The organism is Nonomuraea sp. NPDC049750 (assembly GCF_040659625.1).
Classification (GTDB): domain Bacteria; phylum Actinomycetota; class Actinomycetes; order Streptosporangiales; family Streptosporangiaceae; genus Nonomuraea.
In genome coordinates this window covers 586,010-611,102 of the sequence record NZ_JBFANB010000005.1, presented here as the reverse complement: position 1 = coordinate 611,102, position 25,093 = coordinate 586,010, and the positions used below count along the sequence as shown (strand labels likewise).

Below are 25,093 nucleotides of genomic sequence, written 5' to 3'. Positions count from 1 at the left end.
CGAGGGTCAGGCCCCGCGTCCCGCCCACTGGATCTCGTACGGTTTCAAGGTCACCCGCTTGCCGTCCACGGTGGCGGTGACGCTCGTGTCGGCCGTGTTGACCATGACCATCTGCCGCTCCTGGCCCAGCGTCTTGATGCGCTGGTCGGAGGTGGTGACGGCATCCAGTTTCACCCCGGCGGGGAACCATTTCGCGAACCCGCTCAGCAGCCCCGCCATCGGCAGCTCCTGGCCCGTGCCGGACGACCAGAGGCAGCCGGGGCACTCCGTCCCGTCCTTCTGCTCCGGGTTCCAGTAGAGCGCCGTCGTCACGCCGCTCCTGGCGAACTCCATCAGCGTCGTGGCCTGTACGGCGGTGCGCTTGTCCTCGCTCCAGCCGGAGTTGGTGGGCTCGACGTACCACTCGGCCCACCACACCGGCATGTCGTTGCTCTTCTGCCTGAGCCAGGCGGTGACCGCGCTGAACTTGGCCTGGGCCGCGAAGTCGTCCGGGACGTTGGCCTTGTCGTTGGTCATCGAGGCGCCGTCGACCACGATGAAGTCGGCGCCCTTCTTGTGCTCGATCCAGTATTCGATCGCGTCGAGCGCGCGCTGGTCGACCGTGCCCCAGGGACCGCTGAGCTCGGAGGGGCCGCCGCCGGAGTTGGTCTCGACCGGGATGTACGGGCCGCCGACCTGGATGTCGCCGTTCACCTTCTTCAGCGCCGCGTAGACCTTGTTGTACAGCTCGGTATAGCCCTCGGCGTCCCAGCGGTTCGTGGACGGGTTCCAAAAGCCCTTGAACTCGTTCCACACCATGAAGTACTTCACCGTCGGATATTGCCTGGCGATCCGCGCGGCGAGCTTGGCGTAATCGTCGAAATGCTCGCGCTTGGGGGCGACCGTGTGGTTCTTGGACCAGTCCGTACGGCCGGCCTGACCGCCCTTCATCCAGTCGGGCGCGCAGCACAGCGTGATGACCGGGACGGCCCGCGAGGAGGCCATGAGCTTCAGCCGCCGGTCGAGGTCTCGTAAGTTGTACTGGTCCGGGCTCGGCTCCGGGTTGCCCACGCCCCAGCCCATGATGTGCTGGTTCTGCACCATGGGGACGCGGCCGAGGATGTTCTTGGCCTGCTCGGTGATCTCGCGGGGCACGTTGTCGGCGCTGTACTGGGTGTGGGTGACGCCCCAGCGCGGCCAGTCGTCCAGGGCCGGCGGCTGCTCCAGTGTGGGCGGCGGCTCACTTGGCTGGGTCTGGGCGATCTCGCCGCCCTTGTACTCGTCTCGGGGGCCGCCCCGCGTGCCCGCGTACACCATGATCGCCGCGACGAGCGCGACCGCGAGGATCCCGACGCCCAGCGCGATCGGCCATGGCGGCCGTCTGCGTGCGTGTTTGCCATCGGTGGGAATCACGGTGCCTCCACCCTCGCGCGTGGACAAGGGCCGGGACGCCTCTCCCAGCCCTTCCCACGGTATATATCAGTACTTGCAAGGGACTTGCGGTCGATCAAGGGGCTGGCGGGCGCTGCCCTCCAGCCGGTCCGGGGACTCCCGCATAACGGTACGGCACTGGCTGCCTCCCCGGTTGCACGATGAGGAGCGTGCCCGGTTCGTCGGCGTAGAAGGCGGTTTCGACGGCCGCGGCGACATCGGCGGCGCTCAGCAACGGGAACCCCGCGTTGACGAACATCTCGCGCGCTCCCGCCACCAGCGGCGTGTCCGTGAACCCCGGGCAGACCGCGCCGATCCGGATCCGCTCCTTGGCCAGCGGCGCGGCCAGCGCCCTGACGAGCCCCACCACGGCGTGCTTGGTCATCGTGTACACGGGGTCACCGGCGAAGCCGACGAGCCCGGCCAGCGACGAGGTGACCACAATCGCGCCACCGCCCGAGCGCTTGAGCGACGGCAGGCAGGCGGCGACGCCGAAGACCACGCCGTCCACGTTCACCCCGACGACCCGGCGATAGCGCTCGACGTCGAACGCCGCGAGATCCACCCCGCCCGAGATCCCCGCGTTGAGGTGCACCAGGTCGAGCCGGCCGTAGGTCTCCTCGGCGAGCGCGACGGCCTGCCGGGAAGCCTCCTCGGTGCCGACGTCACCGGCCAGCCAGACGCCGCCGACCTCCTTCGCCAGGCGCTCGGCCCCTTCGGCGTCGAGGTCGAGGAGGACGCACTTGGCCCCGCCCGCCGACAGCCGCCGTGCCACCGCGGCGCCGATGCCGCTCGCCGCTCCGGTGATCAGTGCCACAGTGCTCATGTGCGCTCCTCAGGGGCTCATGCTCGGGCGGTTCACGGGTCGGGCGGTTCACGCTCAGGGGTTCACGGGCTGGTCCAGCATGCGGTGCGCGCGGGCGATGAGTGCGGGTACGGCGGAGCCGATGTTCTCGAAGCCCTCACCCACGGTCTTACCCTGCCGGAAACGGGCGTGGATACCTTCCACGATGACCGCGAGCTTGAAGTTCCCGAACGCCACGTAGAACGGAAGGTCCGAGATGTCGCGGCCGGAGACCTTCGTGTAGTGGGCGGCGAACTCGGCGGCGTTGAGGAACCCGGGGGCGAGCGTCACGTCTCCGGCCACCGGGATCCCCGCCCGCTCCTCGTCACCGGAGTCCTGCCAGTAGGTGAGCGTGAGCCCCAGATCGGCCAGCGGGTCTCCGAGGGTGGACATCTCCCAGTCGACCACGGCCAGGATCTCGGGCGGACCGGGCGCCAGCCGTACGAGCGTGTTGTCGAGGCGGTAGTCACCGTGCACGAGCGTGCTGGCCGAGTGGGCCGGCATGCACGCGCGCAGCCGCGTGACCAGGCGGTCGTACTCCGGCAGGTCGGCCGTCTTCGAGCGGTCCCACTGCTGGCACCACCGGCCGAGCTGCCTGGCCAGGTAGCCGTCGGGGCGGCCGAAGTCGCCGAGCCCGACCTGCTGGTAGTCGACGGCGTGGATGGCGGCCAGCACCTCGGCGAGCCGCTCCGCCAGCCGCCGCGTCTCGGCGGGCGCGGGCTCGCCGAGCTGCTCGCGGGTCCTGGCGGCCAGGCCGTCCACGTACCCCATCAGGTAGAACGGCGCTCCGATGACCTCCTCGTCGGCGCAGAACGCGACCGGCTCCGGCACCGGGACCGGCGTCGCGGCGAGCGCGGAGATGACCCGCCACTCGCGCCGCATGTCGTGCGCGGTGGGCAGCACGTGACCGAGGGGCGGGCGGCGCAGCACCACCCGGCGTTCGCGGGTCTCGATGAGGTACGTGAGGTTCGACCTGCCGCCGGAGATCAGGGAGACGGACAGGGGTTCGCCCGCGTCGGGCACGTTCGCGCCCATCCAGCCGAACAGCCGGGGCCGGTCAATCCCAGGTACGGTCATGCACACACATTAGAACGTCACTCTGTCCTGAACGCTAGCTGAGAGTTGTGTAACGTTCCGGAGCTGCGGAGACGACCATCATGCGAGACCATTTACCCTGGTTGTATACAGCTACCTCCAAACTAACTGAAGGTATGCCGAACGTAGGAGCCCATGCGCGTCACACTTGCTCACCCTCGCGAGCTGGGAGCACCTGAGCTGAGCCGATGGCGGGCTCTCCAGGAGGGGCACGCGGCCTTCGACAATCCGTTCCTGTCTCCCGAGTTCACCATCACGGTCGGTGAGCTGCGCGACATGGTCCGCGTCGCCGTGCTCTACGACGGGCCCGACATCGTGGGGTTCTTCCCCTTCGAGCGCCATCCGATGGGCATCGGCAAGCCGGTGGCCGCCGGGCTCACCGACGCGCAGGGCCTGGTCCACGCCAAGGATCTGGAGATCGACCCACGCCGGTTGATCAAGCAGTGCGGGCTGTCGGTCTATGAGTTCGACCACCTGGTCGCGGGCCAGCCGCTGATCGCCGGGCGGCACGAGCGCCACCCGTCGCCGATCATCGATCTGCGTGAGGGGCACGGCCCCTACACCGAGTTCCTGCGCCTGCACTCCGGCAAGACGTACAAGACGACCCTGGCCAAGTCGCGCAAGCTCCAGCGCGACGTCGGGCCGATCCGCCACGACTACGCGACCACCGACCCGGCGCCGCTGCACACGCTGCTCGGCTGGAAGACCGACCAATACCGGCGCACGGGGCGCACCGACCGGTTCGCGCAGCAGTGGATCGTCGAGCTGGTCGAGCGGCTGCTGGCCACGCAGACCGAGGGCTTCGCCGGGGTGCTCGACATGATCTACGTGAACGACCTGCCGATGGCCGGGCATTTCGGGCTCCGCACGCGCACCACGCTCGCAGGCTGGTTCCCGGCCTACGACACCCACTACGCCAAATACTCCCCCGGCCTCATCCATCACCTGGCGATGGCCGAGCAGGCCGCCGGTTCCGGCATCCAGGTGATCGACATGGGCCGGGGCGAGAAGGAGTACAAAGAGAAGCTCAAGAACGGCGAGTTCCAGGTGGCCGAGGGGCGGGTCGCCACGGTCGGCGCCGCCTCGGCCGTCCACTGGCTGCTGCGGGTGCCCGTGCGCAAGACGCGGGCCACCGTACTGGCCAACCCGCTGCTGCACAGGACCGCCGACCGGGCGCTGAAGACGTTCGGGCGGCTGCGCACGGCCCTCCAGTCGTGAAGGAGCCTCCAGCGAAAAGAATCGCTGAGCGCACCGGCCGTCACTGCCTGCTGCTCCCCTCGAACCGCCTCGGCCTCTACCTCGTGCTGCGTCACTGGTGCACGCCGGGCCAGCGGCTGCTCATGTCGCCGATCTCCGCCGACGAGATCCTCTTCCTGGTGCTGGCGGCGGGCCTGCGCCCGGTGATCGCGCCGCTGTCGCGCCGTGACGGCAACATCGACGCCACCCGCGTCAACCTCGGCCAGGTGGACGCCGTCCTGACCACCAACCTGTACGGCCTGCCGGACACCGTGTCCGCCTTCACGGGAAAAATCCTGATCGAGGATGTCGCCCACGCCATGGAGACCAGCGTCGCCGGCCGCCCCCTCGGCACGTTCGGCCAGGCCGGAGTCTTCAGCCTGTCCAAGCACCCGGGCGCGGGCTCGGGCGGGGTCCTCGCGGTGGAGAGCCTGGCGGACCTGCGCGCGCTCGAACGGGCCCGCGACGCGCTGCTGGAGCCGGGCGCCTTCCGCGCCGAACTCCTGGCCGTGACCACCTCGATGGCCCGCCAGGCCGCCCTCCGGCTCGACCTGGTCCGGCCCGCCCTCCGGCTCTCCCGCCTGCTGGGCATGGAGGAGTCGCGCGAGGGCTACCGCATCCCGCTGCGGCCCGACGAGCTCGCGGCGGCCATGAAGCAGGTGCCGTCGCTGCCGCCGTTCGATCCGTGGGTCCGCGCCGACCTGCACGACTACCGCGCCCGGAGAGGGGCGCTCGCCCGCTGGTACCAGTCGAGACGGCTGGCCAAGGTGCCCGGAGAGCGGGCCCGCCGGTTGGCGGGGGTGCGCTCGCTGGCGGAGCTGCCGTCGGTGGCGGCGGGCGTACGGGACCATGCCGACCAGCCGTTGTTCCGGGTGCCGCTGCTGGTGCGCGACCGGGACGCGGCCATCGCCGCGCTGGAGCGGCGCGGGGTGGTGACGGGCTACCTCTACGACCCGCCGTACGACGACTACGCGCCCGCCTTCACCGACCCCTCCCCCGATCCGGCCCCGGCCCGCTGGTGGGCCCGCCACGCCCTGCCCGTCGACCCGGTCTACGCCGCCCGCTCCCTGCCGATCCTGCGCGAGCTCGAGCCCGCCTGAGACGGCTGCGCGCGCCGGTAGTTGAGCCACGCACCGGTGGCTGGGCTTTGCGGCGCAGGCCGAGCTACGCGCCGGTGGCCGAGCGGATCAGCTCGGCCACCGTCCGGCAGCCGCGCCTGACCTCGGCCAGTGTGGCCGAGCCGTACCCGATCACCAGGCCGTGCAGGCGCTCGGTGCCGTAGTGGTGGCGGGCGGTGGAGTCGAGCAGCACGCCTTGCTCCCGCGCTGCCGCGACCAGCCCGGAGACCGTTTCGAGCGGCAGCTCCGCCAGCAGGTGCAGGCCGGCCGTGTCGCCGCGCAGGCGGCACACCGGGCCCAGGATCTCGACGATCGCGCCGCGCCTGCGGGCGTACTCCAGGCGCATCCTGCGCAGGTGGCGGTCGAGGTCGCCGCGCTCCAGGAGGGTCGCGACGGCCTGCTGGACCGGGCCGCTGGTGCGGTCGGACATCGAGACCCGGATGGCGGCGATCCGATCGAGCAGCTCGGGGGAGCCCACCAGCCAGCCGACGCCGATGTCGGGGGCGAGCGTCTTCGAGAGCGTGCCGAGCAGGACGACGCGCGACGGGTCGAGGCCGTAGAGGGCGGGCAGCGGCGCGACGTCGTAGCGGAACTCGGCGTCGTAGTCGTCCTCCACGATGATCGCGCCGGTACTCCGGGCCCAGGCGAGCAGCCGTTCCCTGCGCGGGATCGGCAGGCGTCCGCCGAGCGGGTACTGGTGGGCGGGCGTGGTGTAGAGGACGCGGAGGTCGTCGGGGAGCGCCTCGACGATCACGCCCTCCTCGTCGACGGGGCACGGCACGACCTTCGCCCCCCTGGCCCCGAACACCGTACGCGCCACGTGATAGCCGGGATCCTCGACGCCTGCCCGGCCGCCCTCACCCAGCAGCGCGAGCGCGCACAGGTCGAGGCCGTTGCCGGTGCCCCTGGTGACCAGGACGTTCTCGGGGCCGACCGTCACGGCCCTGGCCCGCCGCAGATGGTCGGCGAGCAGCTCGCGCAGGTACGGCAGGCCGTACGGGTCCGGGTGGTCGCCAGGAGGCAGATCGGCGGCCCTGCGCCAGGCCCGCTTCCAGGCCGCGTGGTCGTAGTCGCGCACCCAGGGAGTGCCGGGGGTCAGGTCGATCACCCGCTCGGCCGGTGGACGCGGCGGCGGCTCGGGCGCGGCCGGCGGCTCGACGGCCAGGTGTGACGCCTCCAGCGCGGCCACGAACGTGCCGGAGCCGTGCCGCCCCTCCAGCCACCCCTCCGCGTACAGCTGCTGGTACGCCTCCGTGACCACGGTCCTGCTCACGCCGAGCTGCTCCGCGAGCCCGCGCGAGGACGGCAGGCGCTCCCCCGGCGCGAGCGTCCCGGCCAGCATGGCCTGGCGCAGCCAGCCGGTGAGCTGTGCCGAGAGCGGGACACCCGACCCCCTGGACAGGGATACGGGCAGGTCGACGAGGGTGCGCACGAAAGTGGTCTCCGGGAAGCGGTCATTAGTGGCCCTACAGGCTATGTCCACTTTCTCATTACCGTGGCCCCATGCTCTCCACCACACCCCGCACCACGCTCGGCCGCTCGAAGGACCGGGGCAGCAGCGACAGGAACGACCTGTACGAGGTGCTCGACGCCGGGCTGATCTGCCACCTGGGTGTGGTGGTCGACGGCCACCCCATGGTGATACCCACCGGATACGGGCGCCTGGGCGAGACGCTCTACCTGCACGGCTCCACCGGCGCGCGGTCGCTGCGCGCGAGCGAGGGCACGGACGTGTGCGTCACCGTCACCCACCTCGACGGCATCGTGCTGGCCCGGTCGATCTTCCATCACTCCGTCAACTACCGCTCCGCGATCATCTACGGCCGCGCCCGGCTGCTGACGGACCCGGAAGAGCGGCTGGCCGGGCTCCGCGCCGTGTCCGAACAGCTCGCGCCGGGCCAGTGGGACTACGTCAGGGAGCCGTCGCCCAAGGAACTGGCCGCGACGGCCGTGCTGGCCCTGTCGCTCGAAGAGGCGTCGGTGAAGATGCGGCGCGGCGCTCCTCTGGACGAGGAGGAGGACTACGAGCTGCCCGTCTGGGCCGGGGTTCTGCCGCTCGTGACGTCCTGGGGAGAGCCGCTGCCGGATCCGGCACTCCCAGAAGGTATCGATGTACCTGTTCACATCCGCGGCCGGAGGTAGTTCCATAAATCAGGAACCACCTGGCAAACTTCTCTCCTTGATCACACGTCTCATCAGGTGGGCCCAACTCCTGATGGGGGATGGCGATGGAGTGGAACGCTCCTGGTTATACGGAGATCAAGCAGCTCGGGGCGGGCGGCAGCGGCCGAGTCGTGCTCGCGGTGCACGATGAGACCGGCGTCAAGGTCGCGATCAAATACCTCTCGCAGCGGTTACTCAGCGACCCGGTGGCCCTGGCCAGGTTCCAGTCGGAGGCGCGGCTGCTGACCACGCTGCGCGACCAGAACATCGCCACACTGTGGGAGTACATCCAGGACGGCTACGGCGCGGCCATCGTGATGGAGCTGGTCAACGGCGTGTCCCTGCGGGCGCTGCTGCGCGAGCACGGGACGACGGGGCCGGAGGCGGCCCTGGCCGTGCTCAAGGGCTCGCTGCTCGGCCTGGCCCGAGCCCACTCGCACGGGCTGGTGCACAAGGACTACAAGCCCGAGAACGTGATCGTCCGCGACGACGGGGCCAGCAAGCTGGTCGACTTCGGCATCGCCGTCCAGCAGGGGACCGCCTCGCGGGCCGAGGGCACGCCCCCGTACATGGCGCCCGAGCTGTGGGAGAACATGCCCGCCTCGCCCGCCACCGACGTGTACGCGGCGACGGCGGTGTTCTTCGAGTGCCTGACCGGGCACCGGCCCTACCGGTCGACCGAGCCGAGCGTGCTCGGCTACCAGCACATGCACGCGCCGATCCCGGTCCACGACGCGCCCGAGCCGGTGCGCGAGCTGATCACCCGCGGAATGGCCAAGGACCCGGCCGCGCGGCCCGTCAGCGCCGCCGCGTTCGTCATCGAACTGGAGGCGGCGGCGCGGGCCGCGTACGGCGAGGACTGGGAGGAGCGCGGCAGGCGGCGACTGGCCGGGCTGGTGGCCCTGCTCGCCCTGCTGCTGCCCGTGCCCCAGACGCCTCCCGCCGAGGTCACGACCTCACTGGCGCAGACCGTCTTCCGTACGACGCTGCGTACGGCCAAGCACAACGCGGCCCGGCTGGCCATGGGCGTGGGAGTGGTCGCGGTCGCGACCATCGCCGTGATCGTCGTGCTGTCGAGCCGCGACCAGGCCGTGGAAGTGGCCCTGGCGAGGCCCTCGCAGTCGCAGGGACCGGCCGAGGAGGGCTCACCGCCGGCCACACCGGTCACGCTGAGCCAGCCGCCCGAGGAGTCCCCGGTCGACCTGCCCCGCGACCAGCCGACGGCACTGGCCGTAGCCTCCCCCAGCCCCAAGCCGCACACCGCCGAGCCCGTGGTGGCCACCTCGCCACCGACCACCAAGCCCGCGCCCACTCCCAAGGTCACTGTCACCAAGCCTGTTAAACCCACACCCACAGTCACCAAACCCGGCAAGCCCACGCCCACGCCTGGTAAGCCCACGCCGACCAAGACGCCTAAGCCGCCCAAGACCATCACGCCGACGCCGGTCGTCACCGTGACCACGCCGACGGTGACGCCGACGCCGGTCCCGGTGACCTCGGTCGCGGGGCTCACGCTCGGCGGGCTGACGTTCAACGACGACAACGTGGCCGGCTCCACGCTGTCCATCCGCACCACCGGCACGGGACGGGTCACGGCGACCGCCGCCTGGTCCGTGGGGGGCGTCGGCGTACGCAGCCAGACTCTGCGGCTGAGCGGCGACCGGTCCTATGACCGCGCGCTCAGCTACACCGCGGACGAGCGCCCGTGCGGCAAGACCGTCACGCTGGCCGTCACCACCTTCCCCGCCGCTCCGGGCGGGGCGCGGACGGCCACGGTGAACGTACCGCCATGTCCCACGCGGGTGACGGGCCTGCGGGCCTCGCTCGATCTGGCCGCCTCGCCGGGCCGTACGGCTCAGGCCCGGGTCAGGGTGACCACAAGCGGTACCGCCGAGGTGCCCGTCGAGGCCGCGTTCGCGCTGAACGGCGACCAGGTCGCCACCCGCTCGGCCACCCTGTCCGGCCGGACGGCCTACTCGCGGACGTTCACCTACGCCTTCAGGTCCCGCCCGTGCGACACCACCGTCTCCGTCGTGGTCCGCGCGGGCGACCGGACGGCCACCGCCCGGACCAGGGTGACCTGCCCGCCGAGCGTGCGGAAGGTGTCGATCGTGCGGGCCTCGCTCAGCCCGCGCGGCCCGGCCACCGCGGTCGTCGCCGTGACCACCGACAACGACCAGCCGGTACGGCTCAGCGTCGCCTTCTCCCTGGGCGGCCGGATCGCGCACACCGAGACCCTGACCCTGTCCGGCGACACCTCCTACACCAGGACCGTGAGCTACACCTTCGACAAGGTGCCGTGCGGCACGTCCTGGCTCGTGACGGCCGCCACCCGTCCCACGGCGGACAACGGCGGCGACAGCTCGGGCGGCAAGACCGCGGCCTGTCAGGAGGACCCGCCCACGGACGACGACCCACCCAAGGACGACCCGCCGAAGGACGACCCCACGAAGGACGGACCGAAGACCCCGGCCCCCGACACCCCTTCGGACGACGATTCGGGCACCATTGGTTGACCTCCGGATTCATACTGTGTCCGGACATTAACTGTGGGAAAGCGGTCGCCTCTGGTTAAGCTACGGTCCGTCTGATGAGGGTGGGGGCCCAGAGGACCGCAGAGGGAGACCGCATGTACGACGACCATGGTCAGTGGGTGGTCCCGGGCTACACCGAGATTCGCGAACTCGGCGCGGGATCCGCCGGGCGGGTCGTGCTGGCCCGACGGGACCATGACGGCGTGGAGGTGGCCGTCAAGTACCTGTCCGACGAGCTCCGGTCCGACGTCGGCTTCGTGGCCCGGTTCCGGCACGAGGCCCGGCTGCTGGGCACCCTGCGCAGCCCGCACAACGCCCGCCTGATCGACTATGTCGAGAGCGGCGGGGGCGCGGCCATCGTCATGGAGCTCGTCAACGGGGTCTCCTTACGGGAGCTGCTCAGGTCGGAGGGTCCCACGGGCCCGGAGGCCGCGCTGCTGGTGCTCAAGGGCTCGTTGCAAGGCCTGGCCGCGGCCCACGCGATCGGCGTCGTGCACCGCGACTTCAAGCCCGAGAACGTCATGGTCCAGGGCGACGGCTCCAGCAAGCTGGTCGACTTCGGCATCGCGGTCAGGACCGGCGAGGACGCGAGCGCCGCCGGCACCCCGCCGTACATGGCGCCCGAGCAGTGGTCGGGCGCCTCCGCCGCACCGGCCACCGACGTGTACGCCGCCACCATCGTGTTCTTCGAGTGCCTGACCGGCACCCGCCCCTTTCGCTCGCCCAACCTCGCGGCGCTGGCCCGCCAGCACCAGAGCTCGCCACCGCCCATCGAGGAGGTGCCCGGCCCGCTGCGGAACCTGGTCGAGCGCGGCCTGGCCAAGAACGCCCTCGACCGCCCGCCGTCCGCCGAGGCGTTCCTGACGGAGCTCGAAGCGGTCGCGACCAGGGCGTACGGGTCCGACTGGGAGGAGCGCGGCAAGCGCCGCCTGGCCCGGCTGTCCGGCCTGCTGCTCATGCTGTTCCCCAGCCCGCCCGAGGTGCCGGCCGAGACGCAGACCTCGCTGGCCGAGACCCGTTTCACCGAGCCGCGCGGGCTGCTGAGCAGGCTCTCCACGAAGATCGTGGTCGGCGCCACCTGCACGGGCCTGCTGATCGGCGTGGCGATCGTCCTGGTGAAGACGATGTCCGCCGAGCCCGCCCTGCAGGCGCAGACCTCGCAGGTGACGCCCACCACGGCGGCGCCGGAACCCTCCGCCGCGGCCGAGGAGGAAGAGGAGCCTTCCGAGGAGCCCACACCGACGGCGGAGGAGACGACGCCGGAGCCGACGACGCCGGCGAGCACCGCGCCACCGCCCGTCACCAGCGCGACGCCGAAGCGGACGCCGACGCCCACGCCGACCCGCAAGCCCATCAGGACCGTGAAGCCCAGGCCGTCGAAGACCGCGATCAAGACCCCGCCCGCGGTCGAGTCGGCCGAGCCCGAGTTCACCGGCACGGTCGACAACCCGCCGTCGGGAGCCACGGCCGCCGCCACGAAGGCGCCCACGACCGCGCCCCCGACCGTCCGTCCGACGCGTACCCTCAGCAGCCCGGCCCCCTCCTCCGACCCGCCGAGCAGTCCCGGTAGCGGGGAAGGCAGCGGCAGCGGCAGCGGGGAAGGATCCACGCGGACTCCGTCACCGCAGGACGGCGCCCTCCTGGGGCTCGTGCTGGTGACGTCTGGCGCGCTTCCGGTCACACTTGCGGTTAAGCGCCGTATGGCGGGACGACATCGGAGAAAGCGTTAGAAAGGCTTCGGGGGGCTACGGCGATGGACAACCCGAGAAACGGTATCGCCGGCTTCCGGCTCACCGAGCACACCTGGAACACCGAACTGGGCAACTGGATCGACGCGATCTCACCCGACGGACGCCGGGCCGGGGCCCTGCTGTTCGACCCGAAGATCATCGGGCTGCCCGGGGTGCGCGAGCGCGTCGTGGCGACGGTTCTGACCGACCAGCGGCTGGTCCTGGGCGGGCTGGCCGGGCTGATCCCCGTCGCCGACGTCGTCGCGGCGGGCGAGCAGGTCTGGCTACTCACCGCGCAGGCCGTGAGCCCGACGCTGTCGGACCTGCTGGCCTCGGGGGCGATCGACGCGAGCGGCGCGGCGGCCGTACTGGCGGAGACGGCCCAGACCCTCCTCGCGCTGCACGCGGCCGGGGTCACCCACGGTTCGGTGCATCCCGGCTCGGTGGTCATCACCGCCGAAGGCGCGGCGCTGCTGTCGGAACGCGGCTTATCCGACGCCATCCGCGGCCAGGTCTCCCCGCCGGAACGGGACGTGGCGGCGTGGGCGTCCCTGGCGCGGGCGCTGGCCGCCTCGGTCACGCGGAGCGCCCCGCGCGCGGCGGCCCTGTTCGAGCGGGCCGCGGTCACCACGACGACGCACGGCCTGGGCACCGCCAGGTCCGTCGTGCTCTCCGAGCCCACGGCGCTGCCGGGCGGGGCGATCAGGCACGATCAGCTGGCCCAGGCGGCCCGTGGCAGGTCGGCGTTCGCGCATCCTCCCGTGGAGGCGCAGCCGCCGCTCGACGAGGGCGACATCATCACGCTGCTCGCCGTTCCCAGCCCGCATCAGACGCCGGTGCACTTCGGGCCCGGCGTGAGCTCTGAAGTAAGTACGGAATCGGCCCAGGCCGGCACCACGGCCGAACGGATCTGGCGTGAGGGCCGGGAACAGGTCGGAACGGTCCAGCGCGGTGGCAAGCCGGGTAAGGCGGCACGGGCGAGGCGGCGCCGGACCATCCTCTCGGCGATACTGTTCGCGGTCATCATGGGCGGCGCGATCCTGGCCTGGCTCAAGCTGAGCGGCGCGCCGGAGCTGGCGATCAAATCGATCGACGTCGTGGCCCCGAAGAAGACGCAGGGCTGCGACAGCGCCGTCGTCGTCACGGGCAAGATCGTGACGAATGGTGAGGCGGGCGAGATCAGCTACGAGTGGCGCAAGAACCTGGACAAGGAGGTCGTCAAGCAGACGCTCCAGACGACCGCCGACCAGACCTCCTACACCGTGCCCCTCCGGTGGACGCTCAAGGGCAAGAGCACCGTCAAGGCCACGGCCACGCTGCGGGTGCTGTCTCCCGGCCCGCTCAGGACGGACAAGGCGAGCTTCACGTACAAGTGCTGACCCCTGGGCGCTGATCTCTGAGCGCTGATCTTGAGCGTTGGTGCCGAGCCAGCAATGCATATCAAAGCTGTTGTTACTACGCTGACGAACATGACCACGCAGACCCCCGCGGGCTGGTACCCCGACCCGTACGGATCGCCCCAACTCCGTTGGTGGGACGGCGGCCAGTGGACGGACGCCACCCACCCGCTGGAGCAGGGGGCGTCACCGCAACAGCAACCGCCGTCCGGACCGCAGCAGCAGTCGAGCCCCGACTGGTCCGCCACGCCGGCGAATCCGACGCGGCAGTTCGGGCAGCCGACATACGGACAGGCCGCGTACGGGCAACCGACGCAGGAACAGCCCGCGTACGGGCAATCCACCCAGGGCCAGCCCTCTTTTGGCCAGCCCCCGCAGGGCTCTTATGGGCAACCTGGTCAGGGCTCGGCCCCCTACGGGCAGGGTCAGTGGGGTGACACGCCGCTGCCCGGCCCCGGCTACGGTACGCCGCCGAAGGAGAGCAATCCGCTGCCGTGGGTGTTCGGCGGTCTGGCGGCGCTGGTGGTGGTCGGCCTGATCGTGGTGGCCGGGATCTTCTTCGTCAACCGCAACACCGACGGCACCCTCGCCTCGTCGCCGACGCCCAGCGAGACGGAGCAGCTGCCGCAGCAGCAGGAGACCACCGAACCGCCACCGAGCGTCACAGAGCTGCCACAGCCCCAGGACGGCCGCATCACCGACCCGCAGGCCAACCTGTCGTACCAGGTGCCCGAGGGCTGGAAGGTGCCGGCCGCCGGTTCCCTGAACGGCAGCGACCCGTCCCAGCAGGCCTGGTCGAGTGGCGTGGGGGCGACCTCGCAGGAGAAGTACAACGGCAAGGACGACTGGAGCGGCAACGTCTACACGGGGCTGCTCAACAAGCAATACCCCTACACGGGGACGGACGGGCTGGGTGACACGGCCAAGACGGTGTTCGTGGACTTCGCCGAGTACTACCCGGTTGCCCACACCAACAAGATCATTCAGGACAAAGCACTCAAAATCGGCGATAAGTCCGCCTGGGTGCTCCAGTTCCAGCTCGACTTCTCGAAGGAGTCGAAGGCCAAAGGTTACAAGTGGAACAAGGAAAACGGCGCGATCGTGGTGATGGATCGCGGCGCGGGCCAGAGCCCAGCCCTCGTATACGTGTCAGTTCCGGACAATTTGGGCACCGACGTGGTCGAGAAGGTTCTCAGCTCGCTCAAGCCCGCGTAACCGGTGGCACTAGGCTGGTGGGGTATTCAGGCGGGCGGATGGCTCCGAGCCGCTTGGGCGAGGAGATCGAATGAGTGACTTGCTGGTCTGGATCGACTGCGAGATGACCGGGCTCGACCTGGGTCGCGATGCGCTCGTCGAGGTGGCGTGCATCATCACCGACAGCGAGCTCAACCAGCTGGACGAAGGCGTCGACGTGGTCATCAAGCCGCCGCCCGAGTCGCTGGAGCAGATGTCGCAGGTGGTCCGCGAGATGCACACCGCCTCGGGGCTGCTGCCCGAGATGGCGGGCGGGGTGACGCTGGCGGAGGCGGAGTCGCTCGTGCTCGACTACATCCGCCGCCACATCCCCGAGCCGAAGAAGGCGCCGCTCTGCGGCAACTCCATCGGCACCGACCGCACGTTCATCGCGCGCGACATGCCCGTGGTCGATGGCTATTTGCACTACCGGATGATCGACGTGTCGTCGATCAAGGAGCTGGTCCGCCGCTGGTACCCCCGGGTCTACTTCGCGGCCCCGGAGAAGCAGGGCGGACACCGCGCTTTGGCCGACATCACGGAGAGCATCAGGGAGCTCCGCTACTACCGGGCGGCCATCTTCGTCGGCCAGCCCGGCCCCGATTCGGCCACCGCCAGAGCGGTCGCCGAGCGTGTCAGCGGCTAATCGAGTGGCGTAAAGACTCCCGAAGAACGCTACACTTTTCCTGTGCCGCCACGTCGGCGGCCAATGGTGGGTGTAGCTCAGCTGGTAGAGCGCCAGGTTGTGGTCCTGGATGTCGAGGGTTCAAGTCCCTTCACTCACCCCATGCACGCGGCCGGTCCTTCGGGACCGGCCGTTGTCGTTTTTCTACGGCAACGTCCCCAAAACATGACATTGCGAGTTATGCTCGCTGTCTACCGCTTACGCCGGATGCGCGGGGGCCTCGGCGATCTGACCGTCTGCGCGCGCCCCCGGAGGCCGGATGAGAGTCGAAGACGCAGCGTTCGATAGCGTGTTCACGTCCCTGAGCAAGCGCGAAACCGAGGTCATGGACCTGATCGCCACTGGGCAGTCGAATGGGCAGATCGCGCAGCGGCTGTTTCTCAGCGAGAAAACGGTCAAGAACCATGTCAACCGCATCTACGCCAAGCTCGGCGTGGACTCGCGCGTCACCGCGATCGGCCTCTGGCAATCCCGCCCCCTGCCCTGACCAGGCGATCTCGCGCGTTTCGCCGTAACGGCTGTCTCAGGAGGCGGGCCCTCTCGTGTGCGGGCCCTCTCGTGTGCGGGCTGTCTCGCATACTGGGCTGGTTCGCGTAGTGGGCTGTCTCGTGTGACGCGCCATCTCACACGACGGCCACCCCTATGGCGGCCCTTCTCAGGTGGTGGGCCGCCTCACGTGGACGGATCCCCGCGCGTGCCGGATCCCCGCGCGGGCGTTGCGGGGCCTTTGTCTTACGGCCCGCATGTCTTTTACGGCCAGCATGGGGCACCCCCACCCGCCACAGGTGGCTGAGCTCTGTCCAGGGGGACGCTCCTCCGGTGGAGGTGGTCGGCCGCCGCTACGAGACGGTGAGACCGTCTGAGGGCCATTTGTGAGCCCGAGCCGACCCTCTGATGACGCCCTGCGGGGAATCGTGGTGATTCCCTGCGGGGAATCGTGCTTCATCACCCGCGTGGGCTAGAAAGGGAGGCGTGGAACGATTCGCGAGCGAGTTGCGGCGATGGCGTAGCAGTCGGCGGGTGAGCCAGTTGGAGCTCGCCAACCGGGCCGGCACCACCCAGCGCCACCTCAGCTTCATCGAGCAAGGCCGTTCCCACCCCGGGCGGGCCATCGTCGTGCGCCTGGCCGAGTCACTCGAGCTGTCGCTGCGCGAACGCAACGGCCTGCTGCTGGCGGCCGGCTACGCTCCCGTGTTCCCCGAGTCGGGTCTGGACGACGCCATGCTGCGCCCCGTACGCGAGGCTCTGGACAGCATCCTCGACGGGCACCTGCCGTATCCGGCGGTCGTCGTTCGGCCCTACGGCGAGTTGCTGGCGGCCAACGCGGCCTTCGACGTGCTCACCGAGGGGGCGGCGCCCGAGCTGCTGGAGCCGCCGGTCAACGTGTTGCGGCTCGCCCTGCATCCCAAGGGCATGGGCCCTCGGGTGGTCAACCTCGCGGACTGGGGCCGGCACATCATCGAGAGCCTGCGGGCCGAGCTCCTCCGCAGCCCGGATCCGCGGCTCGACGCGTTCATCGCCGAGCTGGAGTCCTACGTGCCCGACGCGGTGCCGGGAAGCGATCATCTCGGGTTCGCGGTGCCGCTGCGGTTGCGTACCGGCGATACCGAGCTGCGGCTGCTGACCACGCTCACGTCCTTCGCCACCGCGGTGGACGTCACGCTGGCCGAGCTCAAGCTGGAGGCGTTCCTGCCCGCCGACGCCACCACAGCGGCCTTCCTGCGGTCCCGCCACCGCGACTGACCCAGGTCGGCCCGGTGGAGTTTCGGTGAGGCGGCGGCGACGCCCGTGTGGGCGTCGCCGTGTGTCAGGGGCTTGGCGGCCTATGCCCGTGCCATCTGCGGAAGAGCCGTCGAGATGGCCGCGAGGCCGTGTTCCAGGTCGGATTCGGGGATGTTGAGCGCGGGCCTCAGCCGTACCGAACGCGGCCCGCAGGCCAGGAGCAGTACGCCCGCCTCGTCCCGCAGCCGCGTCACCAGCGCGTCGCGCGCGGCCCCGTCGGGCAGGTCGAACGCGCACATCAGGCCGCGCCCCCGGGCGTTGGAAACCAGGTCCGGGTGTTCGGCCTGCAGCTTGACGAGGCGTTCGAGGAGGACGGTGCCGAGCGTGGCGGCGCGCGGGATGAGGTTGTCGCGTTCGACGATCTCCAGGAGGCCGCGCGAGCGGACCATGTCCACCAGCCCGCCGCCCCAGGTCGAGTTGATCCGGCCGCTGACCTGGAAGACGTTGTCGGGGACCAGGTCCACGCGGCGCCCCGCCATGATGCCGCCCACCTGGACCTTCTTCGCGAAGGCCACGATGTCCGGCGCCAGGCCGAGCTGCTGGTAGGCCCAGGGGGTGCCCGTGGTGCCGCCACCCGTCTGCACCTCGTCCAGGATGAACAGCGCGTCGTGCTCGTGACACAGCCGCTGCATCGCCTGCAGGAACTGCGGGCGCATGTGGTTGTCGCCGCCCTCGCCCTGGATGGGCTCGGCGATGAAGCAGGCGATGTCGTGCGGGTGCGCCTCGAAGGCGGCGCGCGCCTGGGCGAGCGCGTGCTCCTCGGCGGCCTCCACATTTCCGAGGTGTACGGCGGGTACGTCGATGCGCGGCCAGCGGAACTGGGGAAAGCGGTCGGTCTTGCCTGGTTCGGTATTGGTCAGGCTCAAGGTGTAGCCACTGCGGCCGTGAAACGCCTTCGTCAGGTGCATGACCTGCGTGCCGAGGTCGCGGGAGCGGCCCGCCGCCTCGTTGCGGCGGCTCTTCCAGTCGAAGGCGGTCTTCAGGGCGTTCTCGACGGCCAGCGCACCGCCTTCGACGAAGAACAGGTGGGGCAGCTCGGGGTCGCCGAGGACACGGGAGAAGGTCTCGACGAAGTCCGCCAGGTGGGCGGTGTACATGTCGGAGTTGGCGGGCTTGTTACGGGCCACCTCGCCGAGAAGCCGGACGAACTCCGGGTCGAAGGGCGGGTTCACGCCGAGCGGCGCGCTGGCGAAAAACGTGTAGAAGTCAAGGTATCGGCGGCCGTTGCCGGCGTCGACGAGCCAGGAGCCTTGGCTGTGCTCCAGATCGAGCACGAGCCGGTAACCGTCGACGAGCAGATGGCGGGCAAGGCGGTCGTGTACGTCCATGTCACCTCCACGTTGAAACCAGACATGGCGTACGTTTCCCAGTTGAACCTATGTCTATGCGGAAAATTTCCTGATTTCAGGTGGCATGGGCGAACTTTTTTACCTCGAACGACAGCACGATCATCGCGATGCCGTACAGGATGGCGAAGATCCCGACCAGCCAGACCAACGTCAGCAGTCCCGCGCCGGGCCAGACGAGCAGCAGGACGCCGAAGACGATGGACAGGATTCCGCCGATGATGAGCATCCACTCGTTCTCGATCACCTTGCGCATCTGCACGCCCGCGACGATCTCCGACGCGCCGCTGAGGATCGCCCAGAACGCGATCACGAAGAGCAGGACCAGCGCGGTCTTGCCCGGCCAGACGAAGGCTATGATCCCCGCCAGGATCCCGAGAATTCCGGAGATGATGAGCCAGACGCGGGAGTCCGTTCCATGCCGGAAGGCGGAGAACACCGAGACGAGCCCGCTGACGATGGCGTACGAGCCGAAGAAGACCACGAGCACGAGCAGCGTGATCGCGGGCCAGATCAGCGCCAGGATGCCGAAGATCACCGCCAAAATGCCGCGGATCAGGACGAGCCACCAGTTGCGTGCGATTTGCTCCATACTGGTGTGATCTCCCGATCGATCACGCAAGCAGCCCACAGCGCGGTCAAAACTCGGTAACCCGCCGCCGTCGGGGCGAAACGCCCTAGACGTGGGAGTAGACCACGATCGACACCGCGATGTACTGGACCAGGTAGGCGGCGATCGTGAACGCGTGGAACACCTCGTGGTAGCCGAACCAGCCGGGGGCCGGGTCCGGGCGGCGCAGACCGTACACGATGGCTCCGGCGCTGTAGAAGACGCCGCCGACGGCGACCAGCACGACGGCGGCCACGCCCGCGCCCGCGAGCAACTGCGGCAGCACGAAGATCGCGGTCCAGCCGAGCGCCAGGTAGAGGACCGTGTACAGCCAGCGCGGCGCGCTCATCCAGAACACCCGGAAGAGCACCCCGGACAGCGCGCCGCCCCAGACGACCGCCAGGACGGCCACGCGGGCGGCCCCGTCGAGCGCGAGGAGCGCGAAGGGCGTGTAGGTGCCCGCGATGATCAGGTAAATGTTGGCGTGGTCGAAGCGCCGCAGCGCCTCCGCCAGGCGGGGGCCCAGCGTGCCGCGGTGGTAGGTGGCCGAGATGCCGAAGAGCAGACCCGAGGTGATCGCGTAGATCGCGGACGCGAGACGGGCCTGGAGGGTGGGGCCGAGCGCCACGAGCGCGAACCCGGCGACCAGCGTCACGGGCAACGCTCCAGTGTGCAACCAGCCTCGTAGCCTCGGCTTCGCGGTGATGGTCGTCATATAACCTACGGTACCGTAGGTTATGGCCACGTTGAGGGTGTGGACCCTCGACGAGACGAAGCTCATATCCCAAAAGGGCCTATCCCCAAAGGTCCTATCCCCTAAAGGGTCATATCCCGTTGAGGAAGCGGGCCGCGACCGGCAGCGCGGCGCTCCGGCCCGAGCCGCCGTTGCGTACGAAGACGCTGAAGGCCAGGTCGTCGCGGTAGCCGATGAACCAGCCGTGCTCCCGCCCGCCACCGGCCTCGGCTGTGCCCGTCTTGCCGGACACACCCGCGGGCAGCCCAGCGGCGGCGGCCGTACCGTGGTCGACGACGGCGGCCATCATCTCCCGCAGCGCCGCGATCGTCCTCTCGTCGAGGTCGACCGGCTTGGCGGCCGGGCCGTCGATCCGCTCGACAGCGGCCTTGGACAGGATGCGCGGCACGCGCAGTGTGCCGCTCTCGACCGCCGCCGCGACCATCGCCATGCACAGCGGGGTCGCCTCCACCGTGCCCTGGCCGTAGGAGTCGGCCGCCAGCTCGTCCACGCCGTCGGGAGGGTCCATCCGACCGCAGTCGCCGCCGAGGCCCGTGGCCAGCTTGGCGCCGCCGAACCCCCACTTCACGGCGGTCTCCATAAGATCGGCACCCGATAATCGGCCCACGGTCTCGCGCACGAACGTGGTGTTGCAGGAGTACGCGAACGCGTCGGCGAACGTCACGCGGCCGTGCGCCTGCTCGCCCGCGTTCTTGACGGAGCTGAAGTTCGGGATCGTGTACCTGGCCGGGCAGTCCACCTCCGCCGCCGGATCCAGGCCCGACTCCAGCAGCGCCGCCGCCGTAACCGTCTTGAACGTGGACCCGGGCGGGAAGAAGTCGCGGAAGGCGCTGTAGTTGCCCTCCAGCCGATCGGCCACCGCGAGCACCTCGCCGGTGCTGGGCCGGATCGCGATGATCGAGGCGTCCCGCACCCCGTCGAGCGCCCGCGCGGCCGCCGCCTGCACCGAGCGCGACAGCGTCGTACGCTCCAGGTTCACCTTGGGCTCGACGGTCATGAGCCGCCGCGCCTGCTGTCCCGGCAGGGCAGACTCCAGCGCCCACCCCTGGGCCACCTCGTCGAACTCGGGCTTGAGCTCGGCGAGATAGGACTCGGCGTAGCTGTCGTTGGGGATCTTGTCACCCTCGCTGGTCACCAGCTCGACCGCGGGCCCGTCGAACTCGGCCAGCCGCACCGTGCCCCCGTCCTTGAGCCGGGGGTCCAGCGTCTCCGGCGCCCAGAGCACCTTCCAGGTCCGGTCGCGCACGGCCAGCCGCAACGTACCGCTGAACGGCCACGCCCCGAACTCGCTCAGCGTCCTGCTCCCGGTGAACGGCACCTCGGCCGAGGTCTCCCCCGTGCTCTTCACGGGCCCGGGCCGCAACTGGATGTCCTGAACATGCAGGTCGTCCGAGAACGACCGGTGCCGGGCGATGAAGTCCGCGGGCGGCTGATAGACCAGGATGGCCATGGCCCCCAGGTCTCCCCGCTGCCACGCCGTGAAGTACGCGGCCGAGGTCTGCGCGGCGCTGCCCTTGACCCGCTTGGACACCACCATCGCGAAGACACCTGCACCCACTACCGCAACAACGGCGATAACCAGCACAATCAGCCTTCGTCGTCGCATACGGTTACTCCCAGGAGGGGATCATCGTGGCACGAGGACAGCGGGAGCCGATGCCCGGCCTCTACCCGGTGACGTTCGGCGAGATCGAACTGCTCCGGGACCTGGACAGGCAGGACGGCTGGGTACTGTCCAAGGATGGCGTACCTCAGTCGTACGTTGACTTACAAGACCCTACATATCTGGAATTCGAGTACGTACGGCTTATGGCGGACGTGATCGACCTTCTTCCGGAAGGCGCGCTCGCCTGCGTCCACGTGGGCGGCGGGGCGTGCACGATCCCGCGCTATGTCGCGGCCACCCGGCCAGGGTCCCGGCACATCGTCCTCGAACCCGACGGGCTCCTGGTCAACCTGATCCGCGAGCAGCTCGGCCTGCGGTCCGTGCCGCGGCTGAAGGTGATAGTGCAGGGTGGGCGCGAGGGCACCGCCAAGGTCTGGGACGACTCGGCCGACCTGCTGGTCCTCGACGCCTTCTCCGGCGCCACCATGCCGGTCGAGCTGGCCACGACGGAGTACATGGGCGACATCTCCAGGGTGCTGCGCCCGTCGGGCACGTTGCTGATCAACATGGCCGACGGCAAGGGCCTGGCCTTCGCCAAGCGGCTCGTGGCGACGGTCCAGGGGACGTTCCGGCATGTCGCGCTGCTGGCGGAGCCGGGCGTCATGCGCGGCCGCCGCTTCGGCAACCTCATCGTCGCCGCCTCGCGGGCGGAGCTGCCGATCGACCTGCTGACGCGCCGCGCGGCCGGCGGCCTCACCCAGGCCAGGTGCGTGTACGGGGAGGCGCTGACGAACTTCGTCGCGGGCGCCCACCCGATCAAGGACGGCGACGCGGTGCTGGCCCCGGTGCCACCCCCGGCCGTCTTCGGTTGAGAACCGCGCTCAGGACCGAGTGGCCGGGTCTTGAGCCCTGGGTCCTGGGGCCCCGCTCGGGACCCGGGCCGCCCCCTCGCTCAGACCCCAGTCCGGCCCCCTTGCTCAGGCCCCAGGTAAGCCAGGACCGCGGCGACCCGGCGGTGGACGTCGCCGCTGTTCTCCAGGCCGAGCTTGGCGAAGATGGAGTTGACGTTCTTCTCCACCGACGAGACCGACAGGTGCAGCGCCCTGGCGATGGCACCGTTGGATCGGCCATGTGCCATCTCACGCAGCACATCGCGCTCACGCGACGTCAGCGCCTCCTGCTCGCCCCGCACGTCACGCCTGGCCAGCAGCCCTTCCACCACCTTGGGGTCGATGACCGAGCCGCCAGAGGCAACAGCCTTGATGGCGCCGAGCAGCTCGTCGAGATCGCCCACTCTGTCCTTGAGCAGATAGGCGAACCCCTCGGTGCCGTGCTTGAACAGCTCGAAGGCGAACAGCGCGTCCGAGAACTGTGACAGCACCACGACCCCGACGCCCGGATGATCGGTGTGGACGCGATGGGCGGCGTCGATCCCCTCGAACCCCTGGCGCCAGTCCCCTCCCGGCATCCGGATGTCGGTGATCACCACGTCGGGGCCGAGCCTGCGCGTGGCGTCGACCAGTTCGTCGGCGTTGCCCACCGCGCCGACGACCAGGACCTCGCCCGAGGTCTCCAGCAGCCGCCGGGTGCCCTCGCGTACCAGGTAGTGATCGTCGGCCACGATCGTGCGGATCCGCTCAGGCATCGACCGGCACCCAGGCGTTCATCCGTGTCCCCTCTCCTTGCCCGCTGTCGAGGTCGAGTCCGCCGCCGAGCGCGTCGAGGCGGTCGGCGAGCGTGGCCAGCCCCCGGCGGCCGGCGGCCGACGGATCGAAGCCCTGCCCGTCGTCCGTGACGATCGCACGCAGGCGGCCGTCCGCCCGCGCCAGGCGTACCTCTATCTTGGTGGCGCCCGCGTGCTTGAGCGCGTTGGCCACCGCCTCACTCACGGTGAAGTACATCGCGCCCTCCACCTCGTCGGGGAAGCGCTGGGCGCGCAGCTCCCTGCTCGCGACGACCGTGGTCGGCACCGGCAGCCGGGCGCAGCGCCCCTCCACAGCCTCCACCAGGCCGCCCTGGCTGAGCGAGCTGGGATGGATGCCGGCGGCCAGCTCCCGCAGGTCGTTGAGCGTCTGGCGGGCCTGCTCGCGCAGCTCGGCGAGCATGTCGGGGCCGCCACCGGTGGCGCGGGCCAGCTCCAGCCCGGCGATGAGCGCGACGAGTTGCTGTTGCACGCCGTCGTGGATGTTGCGCTCGATGCGCCGGCGTTCGGCCTCCTGGGCGTAGACCAGGCGTCCGGCCAGCCCGGCGCTCTGGATGGCGAGCCCCGCCGGCACGGCCAGCGCCTCCAGGAGCCGCCGGTCGCCGGCGGTGAGGCGGTCGCCGTCCCTGGGCCCGCACTCGATCCACCCTGAACCGCCCCGCACGGGCAGCGTCAGCGCCGCGGCGCCCTCCTCCCGCCCGGCGACCACGCGGGTGCCGTCGGCGAGCGTGACCGCCGCCCACCTGACCTCCAACCCATCGCGTACGGCCGCCGCGAGCCTGCCGAGCTGCTCCACGGGCTCCGGCGTCTCCTCTAACGCCGTGCCCAGGCTCGTCAGCATCTCGCCCACGGTCGGCCGGACGTCGAACACCACGAGGAGCCGCGAGCCTCTGATGCCGATCCTGAGGTCGAGCAGCCGATGCCTGACGACCGCGACAGCGATCGCCACGGGCAGGGACCCCAGCACGGCCAGCACGCCGACCACCCCGGCCAGCGGCGCGGCGAGCCCGACGAGGAAGAAGGAGAGCAGCACGAACCCGGCGAGGTTGACGGTCATTCCCGCGACCATCCAGGCGTACTGGCCGCGCTCACCGCTCCCGCTCCGCCGCCAGCGGGCCACCAGCCCGCCGAACACGACGAGGGTGATGATCCAGGTGACGAACTGACCGACCCCGGACACGAGCCAGGCGACCAGGTCGGCCGAGCCGGCCGACACCAGCTGGCCGGGCGTGGCGGAGGGGATGGGGCCGATCATGAGGTTGCCCGTGAAGTGGACGGCGATCGCCACGGCCCCGATCCACGCGACGGGCCGCCAGCGGCGCGACGACAGCCGGCCCTCGGGAAACAGCAGCGGGACGAAGATCCACAACAGTCCGTAATAGACGGGGAAGACCGCGACCAGCACGCGGACGAGCACCGGTGCCACGTCGAGCGTGCTCAGCCCGACGCCGAAGGTGCTCACACCCAGGCAGACCGCCGTGGCCAGGAGCAGCCAGACATAGGGGATCCGCGGGCGACGGACCGCCAGCAGCCAGCCGAGTGCCGGCAGGACCAGGCCGATGACGATGTACGCCCACTCCGTGGGAGGGGCGGGCAGGCCGCTCCCCAGCAGCGTCCCCGCCGTCACACCTGCGGCCGCGATCACCGCGAGCAGCCCGGCCACCAACCTGGAACTCATAAGGCCCCATCGTCGCGGGGGCGGTGGGCTGCGTCTATGCGGATAACCGCACATCCGGTGCGGTTATCCGCAGTCTCAAGACGGCGGCTCACCAGGTGGGATATGCAGGACGGGGTCTGTTGGGTGGGAGGCACGTGTTCCACCGGGGTCTGAGTCGAAATCGAACGCGA

The 25,093-nt window shown here is 70.2% G+C and carries 21 protein-coding genes and 1 tRNA gene; 12 read left to right on the top strand and 10 right to left on the bottom strand.

Annotated features, from left to right (window positions below):
• Positions 1-6: 6 nt before the first annotated feature.
• The 3 genes from AB0J16_RS17895 to AB0J16_RS17885 form a co-directional block, all read right to left on the bottom strand.
• Entirely contained in the window at positions 7-1,392 is a 1,386-nt protein-coding gene (locus tag AB0J16_RS17895) for a xylan 1,4-beta-xylosidase (protein WP_358540267.1), read from the bottom strand.
• Between the two features lie 94 nt (positions 1,393-1,486).
• A complete protein-coding gene (locus tag AB0J16_RS17890) occupies positions 1,487-2,236 on the bottom strand; it encodes an SDR family NAD(P)-dependent oxidoreductase (RefSeq protein ID WP_358540264.1) in 750 nt (249 codons plus the stop codon).
• Positions 2,237-2,290: 54 nt separating this feature from the next.
• A complete protein-coding gene (locus tag AB0J16_RS17885) occupies positions 2,291-3,331 on the bottom strand; it encodes a phosphotransferase family protein (protein WP_358540261.1) in 1,041 nt (346 codons plus the stop codon).
• 153 nt (positions 3,332-3,484) lie between these two features.
• Here AB0J16_RS17885 and AB0J16_RS17880 point away from each other — a divergent pair, with 153 nt between their 5' ends.
• Positions 3,485-4,567: a GNAT family N-acetyltransferase gene (locus AB0J16_RS17880; protein ID WP_358540258.1), complete on the top strand. Its 1,083-nt coding sequence runs from the start codon at positions 3,485-3,487 to the stop codon at positions 4,565-4,567.
• Positions 4,564-5,685 carry a DegT/DnrJ/EryC1/StrS family aminotransferase gene (locus AB0J16_RS17875; RefSeq protein WP_358540254.1) on the top strand — a complete coding sequence of 374 codons (1,122 nt, stop codon included), beginning with the start codon at positions 4,564-4,566 and terminating at the stop codon, positions 5,683-5,685. Before AB0J16_RS17880 ends, AB0J16_RS17875 begins: the two co-directional genes overlap by 4 nt.
• Positions 5,686-5,749: 64 nt before the next feature.
• Here the strand turns inward: AB0J16_RS17875 and AB0J16_RS17870 are convergent, their stop codons facing one another.
• A complete protein-coding gene (locus AB0J16_RS17870) occupies positions 5,750-7,135 on the bottom strand; it encodes a PLP-dependent aminotransferase family protein (protein WP_358540251.1) in 1,386 nt (461 codons plus the stop codon).
• Between the two features lie 71 nt (positions 7,136-7,206).
• Between AB0J16_RS17870 and AB0J16_RS17865 the strand changes: the two genes are divergently transcribed.
• From AB0J16_RS17865 to AB0J16_RS17825, 9 genes are all read left to right on the top strand, one after another.
• Entirely contained in the window at positions 7,207-7,845 is a 639-nt protein-coding gene (locus AB0J16_RS17865; protein WP_358540248.1) for a pyridoxamine 5'-phosphate oxidase family protein, read from the top strand.
• Between the two features lie 86 nt (positions 7,846-7,931).
• The gene (locus AB0J16_RS17860) at positions 7,932-10,382 is read left to right on the top strand and encodes a serine/threonine-protein kinase (protein WP_358540246.1); all 2,451 of its coding nucleotides are present in this window, start codon (positions 7,932-7,934) and stop codon (positions 10,380-10,382) included.
• Positions 10,383-10,495: 113 nt separating this feature from the next.
• Entirely contained in the window at positions 10,496-12,130 is a 1,635-nt protein-coding gene (locus tag AB0J16_RS17855; protein ID WP_358540243.1) for a serine/threonine-protein kinase, read from the top strand.
• A gap of 23 nt (positions 12,131-12,153) precedes the next feature.
• On the top strand, positions 12,154-13,509 hold the full coding sequence (locus tag AB0J16_RS17850; RefSeq protein WP_358540241.1) for a hypothetical protein: 1,356 nt from the start codon (positions 12,154-12,156) through the stop codon (positions 13,507-13,509).
• 90 nt (positions 13,510-13,599) lie between these two features.
• Positions 13,600-14,742 carry a DUF2510 domain-containing protein gene (locus AB0J16_RS17845; protein WP_358540239.1) on the top strand — a complete coding sequence of 381 codons (1,143 nt, stop codon included), beginning with the start codon at positions 13,600-13,602 and terminating at the stop codon, positions 14,740-14,742.
• A gap of 70 nt (positions 14,743-14,812) precedes the next feature.
• On the top strand, positions 14,813-15,406 hold the full coding sequence (gene orn / locus AB0J16_RS17840) for an oligoribonuclease (RefSeq protein ID WP_358178208.1): 594 nt from the start codon (positions 14,813-14,815) through the stop codon (positions 15,404-15,406).
• Positions 15,407-15,472: 66 nt separating this feature from the next.
• Positions 15,473-15,548, top strand: a tRNA-His gene (locus tag AB0J16_RS17835).
• A 156-nt stretch (positions 15,549-15,704) separates the two neighbouring features.
• On the top strand, positions 15,705-15,932 hold the full coding sequence (locus tag AB0J16_RS17830) for a response regulator transcription factor (RefSeq protein ID WP_357956073.1): 228 nt from the start codon (positions 15,705-15,707) through the stop codon (positions 15,930-15,932).
• A gap of 485 nt (positions 15,933-16,417) precedes the next feature.
• Positions 16,418-17,188 (top strand): helix-turn-helix transcriptional regulator, encoded by a 771-nt coding sequence (locus tag AB0J16_RS17825; protein ID WP_358540236.1) that lies wholly within the window; start codon positions 16,418-16,420, stop codon positions 17,186-17,188.
• A gap of 80 nt (positions 17,189-17,268) precedes the next feature.
• Here AB0J16_RS17825 and lat read toward each other — a convergent pair whose 3' ends face one another.
• The 4 genes from lat to AB0J16_RS17805 all read right to left on the bottom strand — a co-directional run bounded on the left by lat (position 17,269) and on the right by AB0J16_RS17805 (position 21,474).
• Positions 17,269-18,555 carry an L-lysine 6-transaminase gene (lat, locus tag AB0J16_RS17820; protein ID WP_358540234.1) on the bottom strand — a complete coding sequence of 429 codons (1,287 nt, stop codon included), beginning with the start codon at positions 18,553-18,555 and terminating at the stop codon, positions 17,269-17,271.
• Positions 18,556-18,631: 76 nt separating this feature from the next.
• Positions 18,632-19,165: an HdeD family acid-resistance protein gene (locus AB0J16_RS17815; protein ID WP_358540232.1), complete on the bottom strand. Its 534-nt coding sequence runs from the start codon at positions 19,163-19,165 to the stop codon at positions 18,632-18,634.
• Positions 19,166-19,250: 85 nt separating this feature from the next.
• Complete coding sequence (locus tag AB0J16_RS17810; protein WP_358540229.1) at positions 19,251-19,898, bottom strand: hemolysin III family protein; 648 nt, start codon at positions 19,896-19,898, stop codon at positions 19,251-19,253.
• Positions 19,899-20,007: 109 nt separating this feature from the next.
• Entirely contained in the window at positions 20,008-21,474 is a 1,467-nt protein-coding gene (locus AB0J16_RS17805) for a penicillin-binding transpeptidase domain-containing protein (RefSeq protein ID WP_358540227.1), read from the bottom strand.
• A gap of 95 nt (positions 21,475-21,569) precedes the next feature.
• On the opposite strand from AB0J16_RS17805, the gene AB0J16_RS17800 reads away from it, so the two are divergent.
• Complete coding sequence (locus AB0J16_RS17800) at positions 21,570-22,415, top strand: fused MFS/spermidine synthase (protein WP_358540224.1); 846 nt, start codon at positions 21,570-21,572, stop codon at positions 22,413-22,415.
• 80 nt (positions 22,416-22,495) lie between these two features.
• Here the strand turns inward: AB0J16_RS17800 and AB0J16_RS17795 are convergent, their stop codons facing one another.
• Together AB0J16_RS17795 and AB0J16_RS17790 are read right to left on the bottom strand one after the other, a co-directional pair.
• The gene (locus tag AB0J16_RS17795) at positions 22,496-23,188 is read right to left on the bottom strand and encodes a response regulator transcription factor (protein ID WP_358540222.1); all 693 of its coding nucleotides are present in this window, start codon (positions 23,186-23,188) and stop codon (positions 22,496-22,498) included.
• Complete coding sequence (locus AB0J16_RS17790; RefSeq protein WP_358540220.1) at positions 23,181-24,923, bottom strand: histidine kinase; 1,743 nt, start codon at positions 24,921-24,923, stop codon at positions 23,181-23,183. The genes AB0J16_RS17795 and AB0J16_RS17790 overlap by 8 nt, the downstream gene beginning before the upstream one ends.
• Positions 24,924-25,093 lie beyond the last annotated feature (170 nt).

Excerpts from the sequence above, each read along its gene's own strand:
- AB0J16_RS17805 (WP_358540227.1), bottom strand. The coding sequence starts at position 21,474 with ATGGTGGTGTCCAAGCGGGTCAAGGGCAGCGCCGCGCAGACCTCGGCC.
- AB0J16_RS17815 (WP_358540232.1), bottom strand. The coding sequence starts at position 19,165 with ATGGAGCAAATCGCACGCAACTGGTGGCTCGTCCTGATCCGCGGCATT.
- orn (WP_358178208.1), top strand. The coding sequence starts at position 14,813 with ATGAGTGACTTGCTGGTCTGGATCGACTGCGAGATGACCGGGCTCGAC.
- AB0J16_RS17830 (WP_357956073.1), top strand. The coding sequence starts at position 15,705 with ATGAGAGTCGAAGACGCAGCGTTCGATAGCGTGTTCACGTCCCTGAGC.
- AB0J16_RS17845 (WP_358540239.1), top strand. The coding sequence starts at position 13,600 with ATGACCACGCAGACCCCCGCGGGCTGGTACCCCGACCCGTACGGATCG.
- AB0J16_RS17890 (WP_358540264.1), bottom strand. The coding sequence starts at position 2,236 with ATGAGCACTGTGGCACTGATCACCGGAGCGGCGAGCGGCATCGGCGCC.
- lat (WP_358540234.1), bottom strand. The coding sequence starts at position 18,555 with ATGGACGTACACGACCGCCTTGCCCGCCATCTGCTCGTCGACGGTTAC.
- AB0J16_RS17880 (WP_358540258.1), top strand. The coding sequence starts at position 3,485 with ATGCGCGTCACACTTGCTCACCCTCGCGAGCTGGGAGCACCTGAGCTG.
- AB0J16_RS17860 (WP_358540246.1), top strand. The coding sequence starts at position 7,932 with ATGGAGTGGAACGCTCCTGGTTATACGGAGATCAAGCAGCTCGGGGCG.
- AB0J16_RS17850 (WP_358540241.1), top strand. The coding sequence starts at position 12,154 with ATGGACAACCCGAGAAACGGTATCGCCGGCTTCCGGCTCACCGAGCAC.
- AB0J16_RS17810 (WP_358540229.1), bottom strand. The coding sequence starts at position 19,898 with ATGACGACCATCACCGCGAAGCCGAGGCTACGAGGCTGGTTGCACACT.
- AB0J16_RS17865 (WP_358540248.1), top strand. The coding sequence starts at position 7,207 with ATGCTCTCCACCACACCCCGCACCACGCTCGGCCGCTCGAAGGACCGG.
- AB0J16_RS17790 (WP_358540220.1), bottom strand. The coding sequence starts at position 24,923 with ATGAGTTCCAGGTTGGTGGCCGGGCTGCTCGCGGTGATCGCGGCCGCA.
- AB0J16_RS17885 (WP_358540261.1), bottom strand. The coding sequence starts at position 3,331 with ATGACCGTACCTGGGATTGACCGGCCCCGGCTGTTCGGCTGGATGGGC.
- AB0J16_RS17795 (WP_358540222.1), bottom strand. The coding sequence starts at position 23,188 with ATGCCTGAGCGGATCCGCACGATCGTGGCCGACGATCACTACCTGGTA.
- AB0J16_RS17855 (WP_358540243.1), top strand. The coding sequence starts at position 10,496 with ATGTACGACGACCATGGTCAGTGGGTGGTCCCGGGCTACACCGAGATT.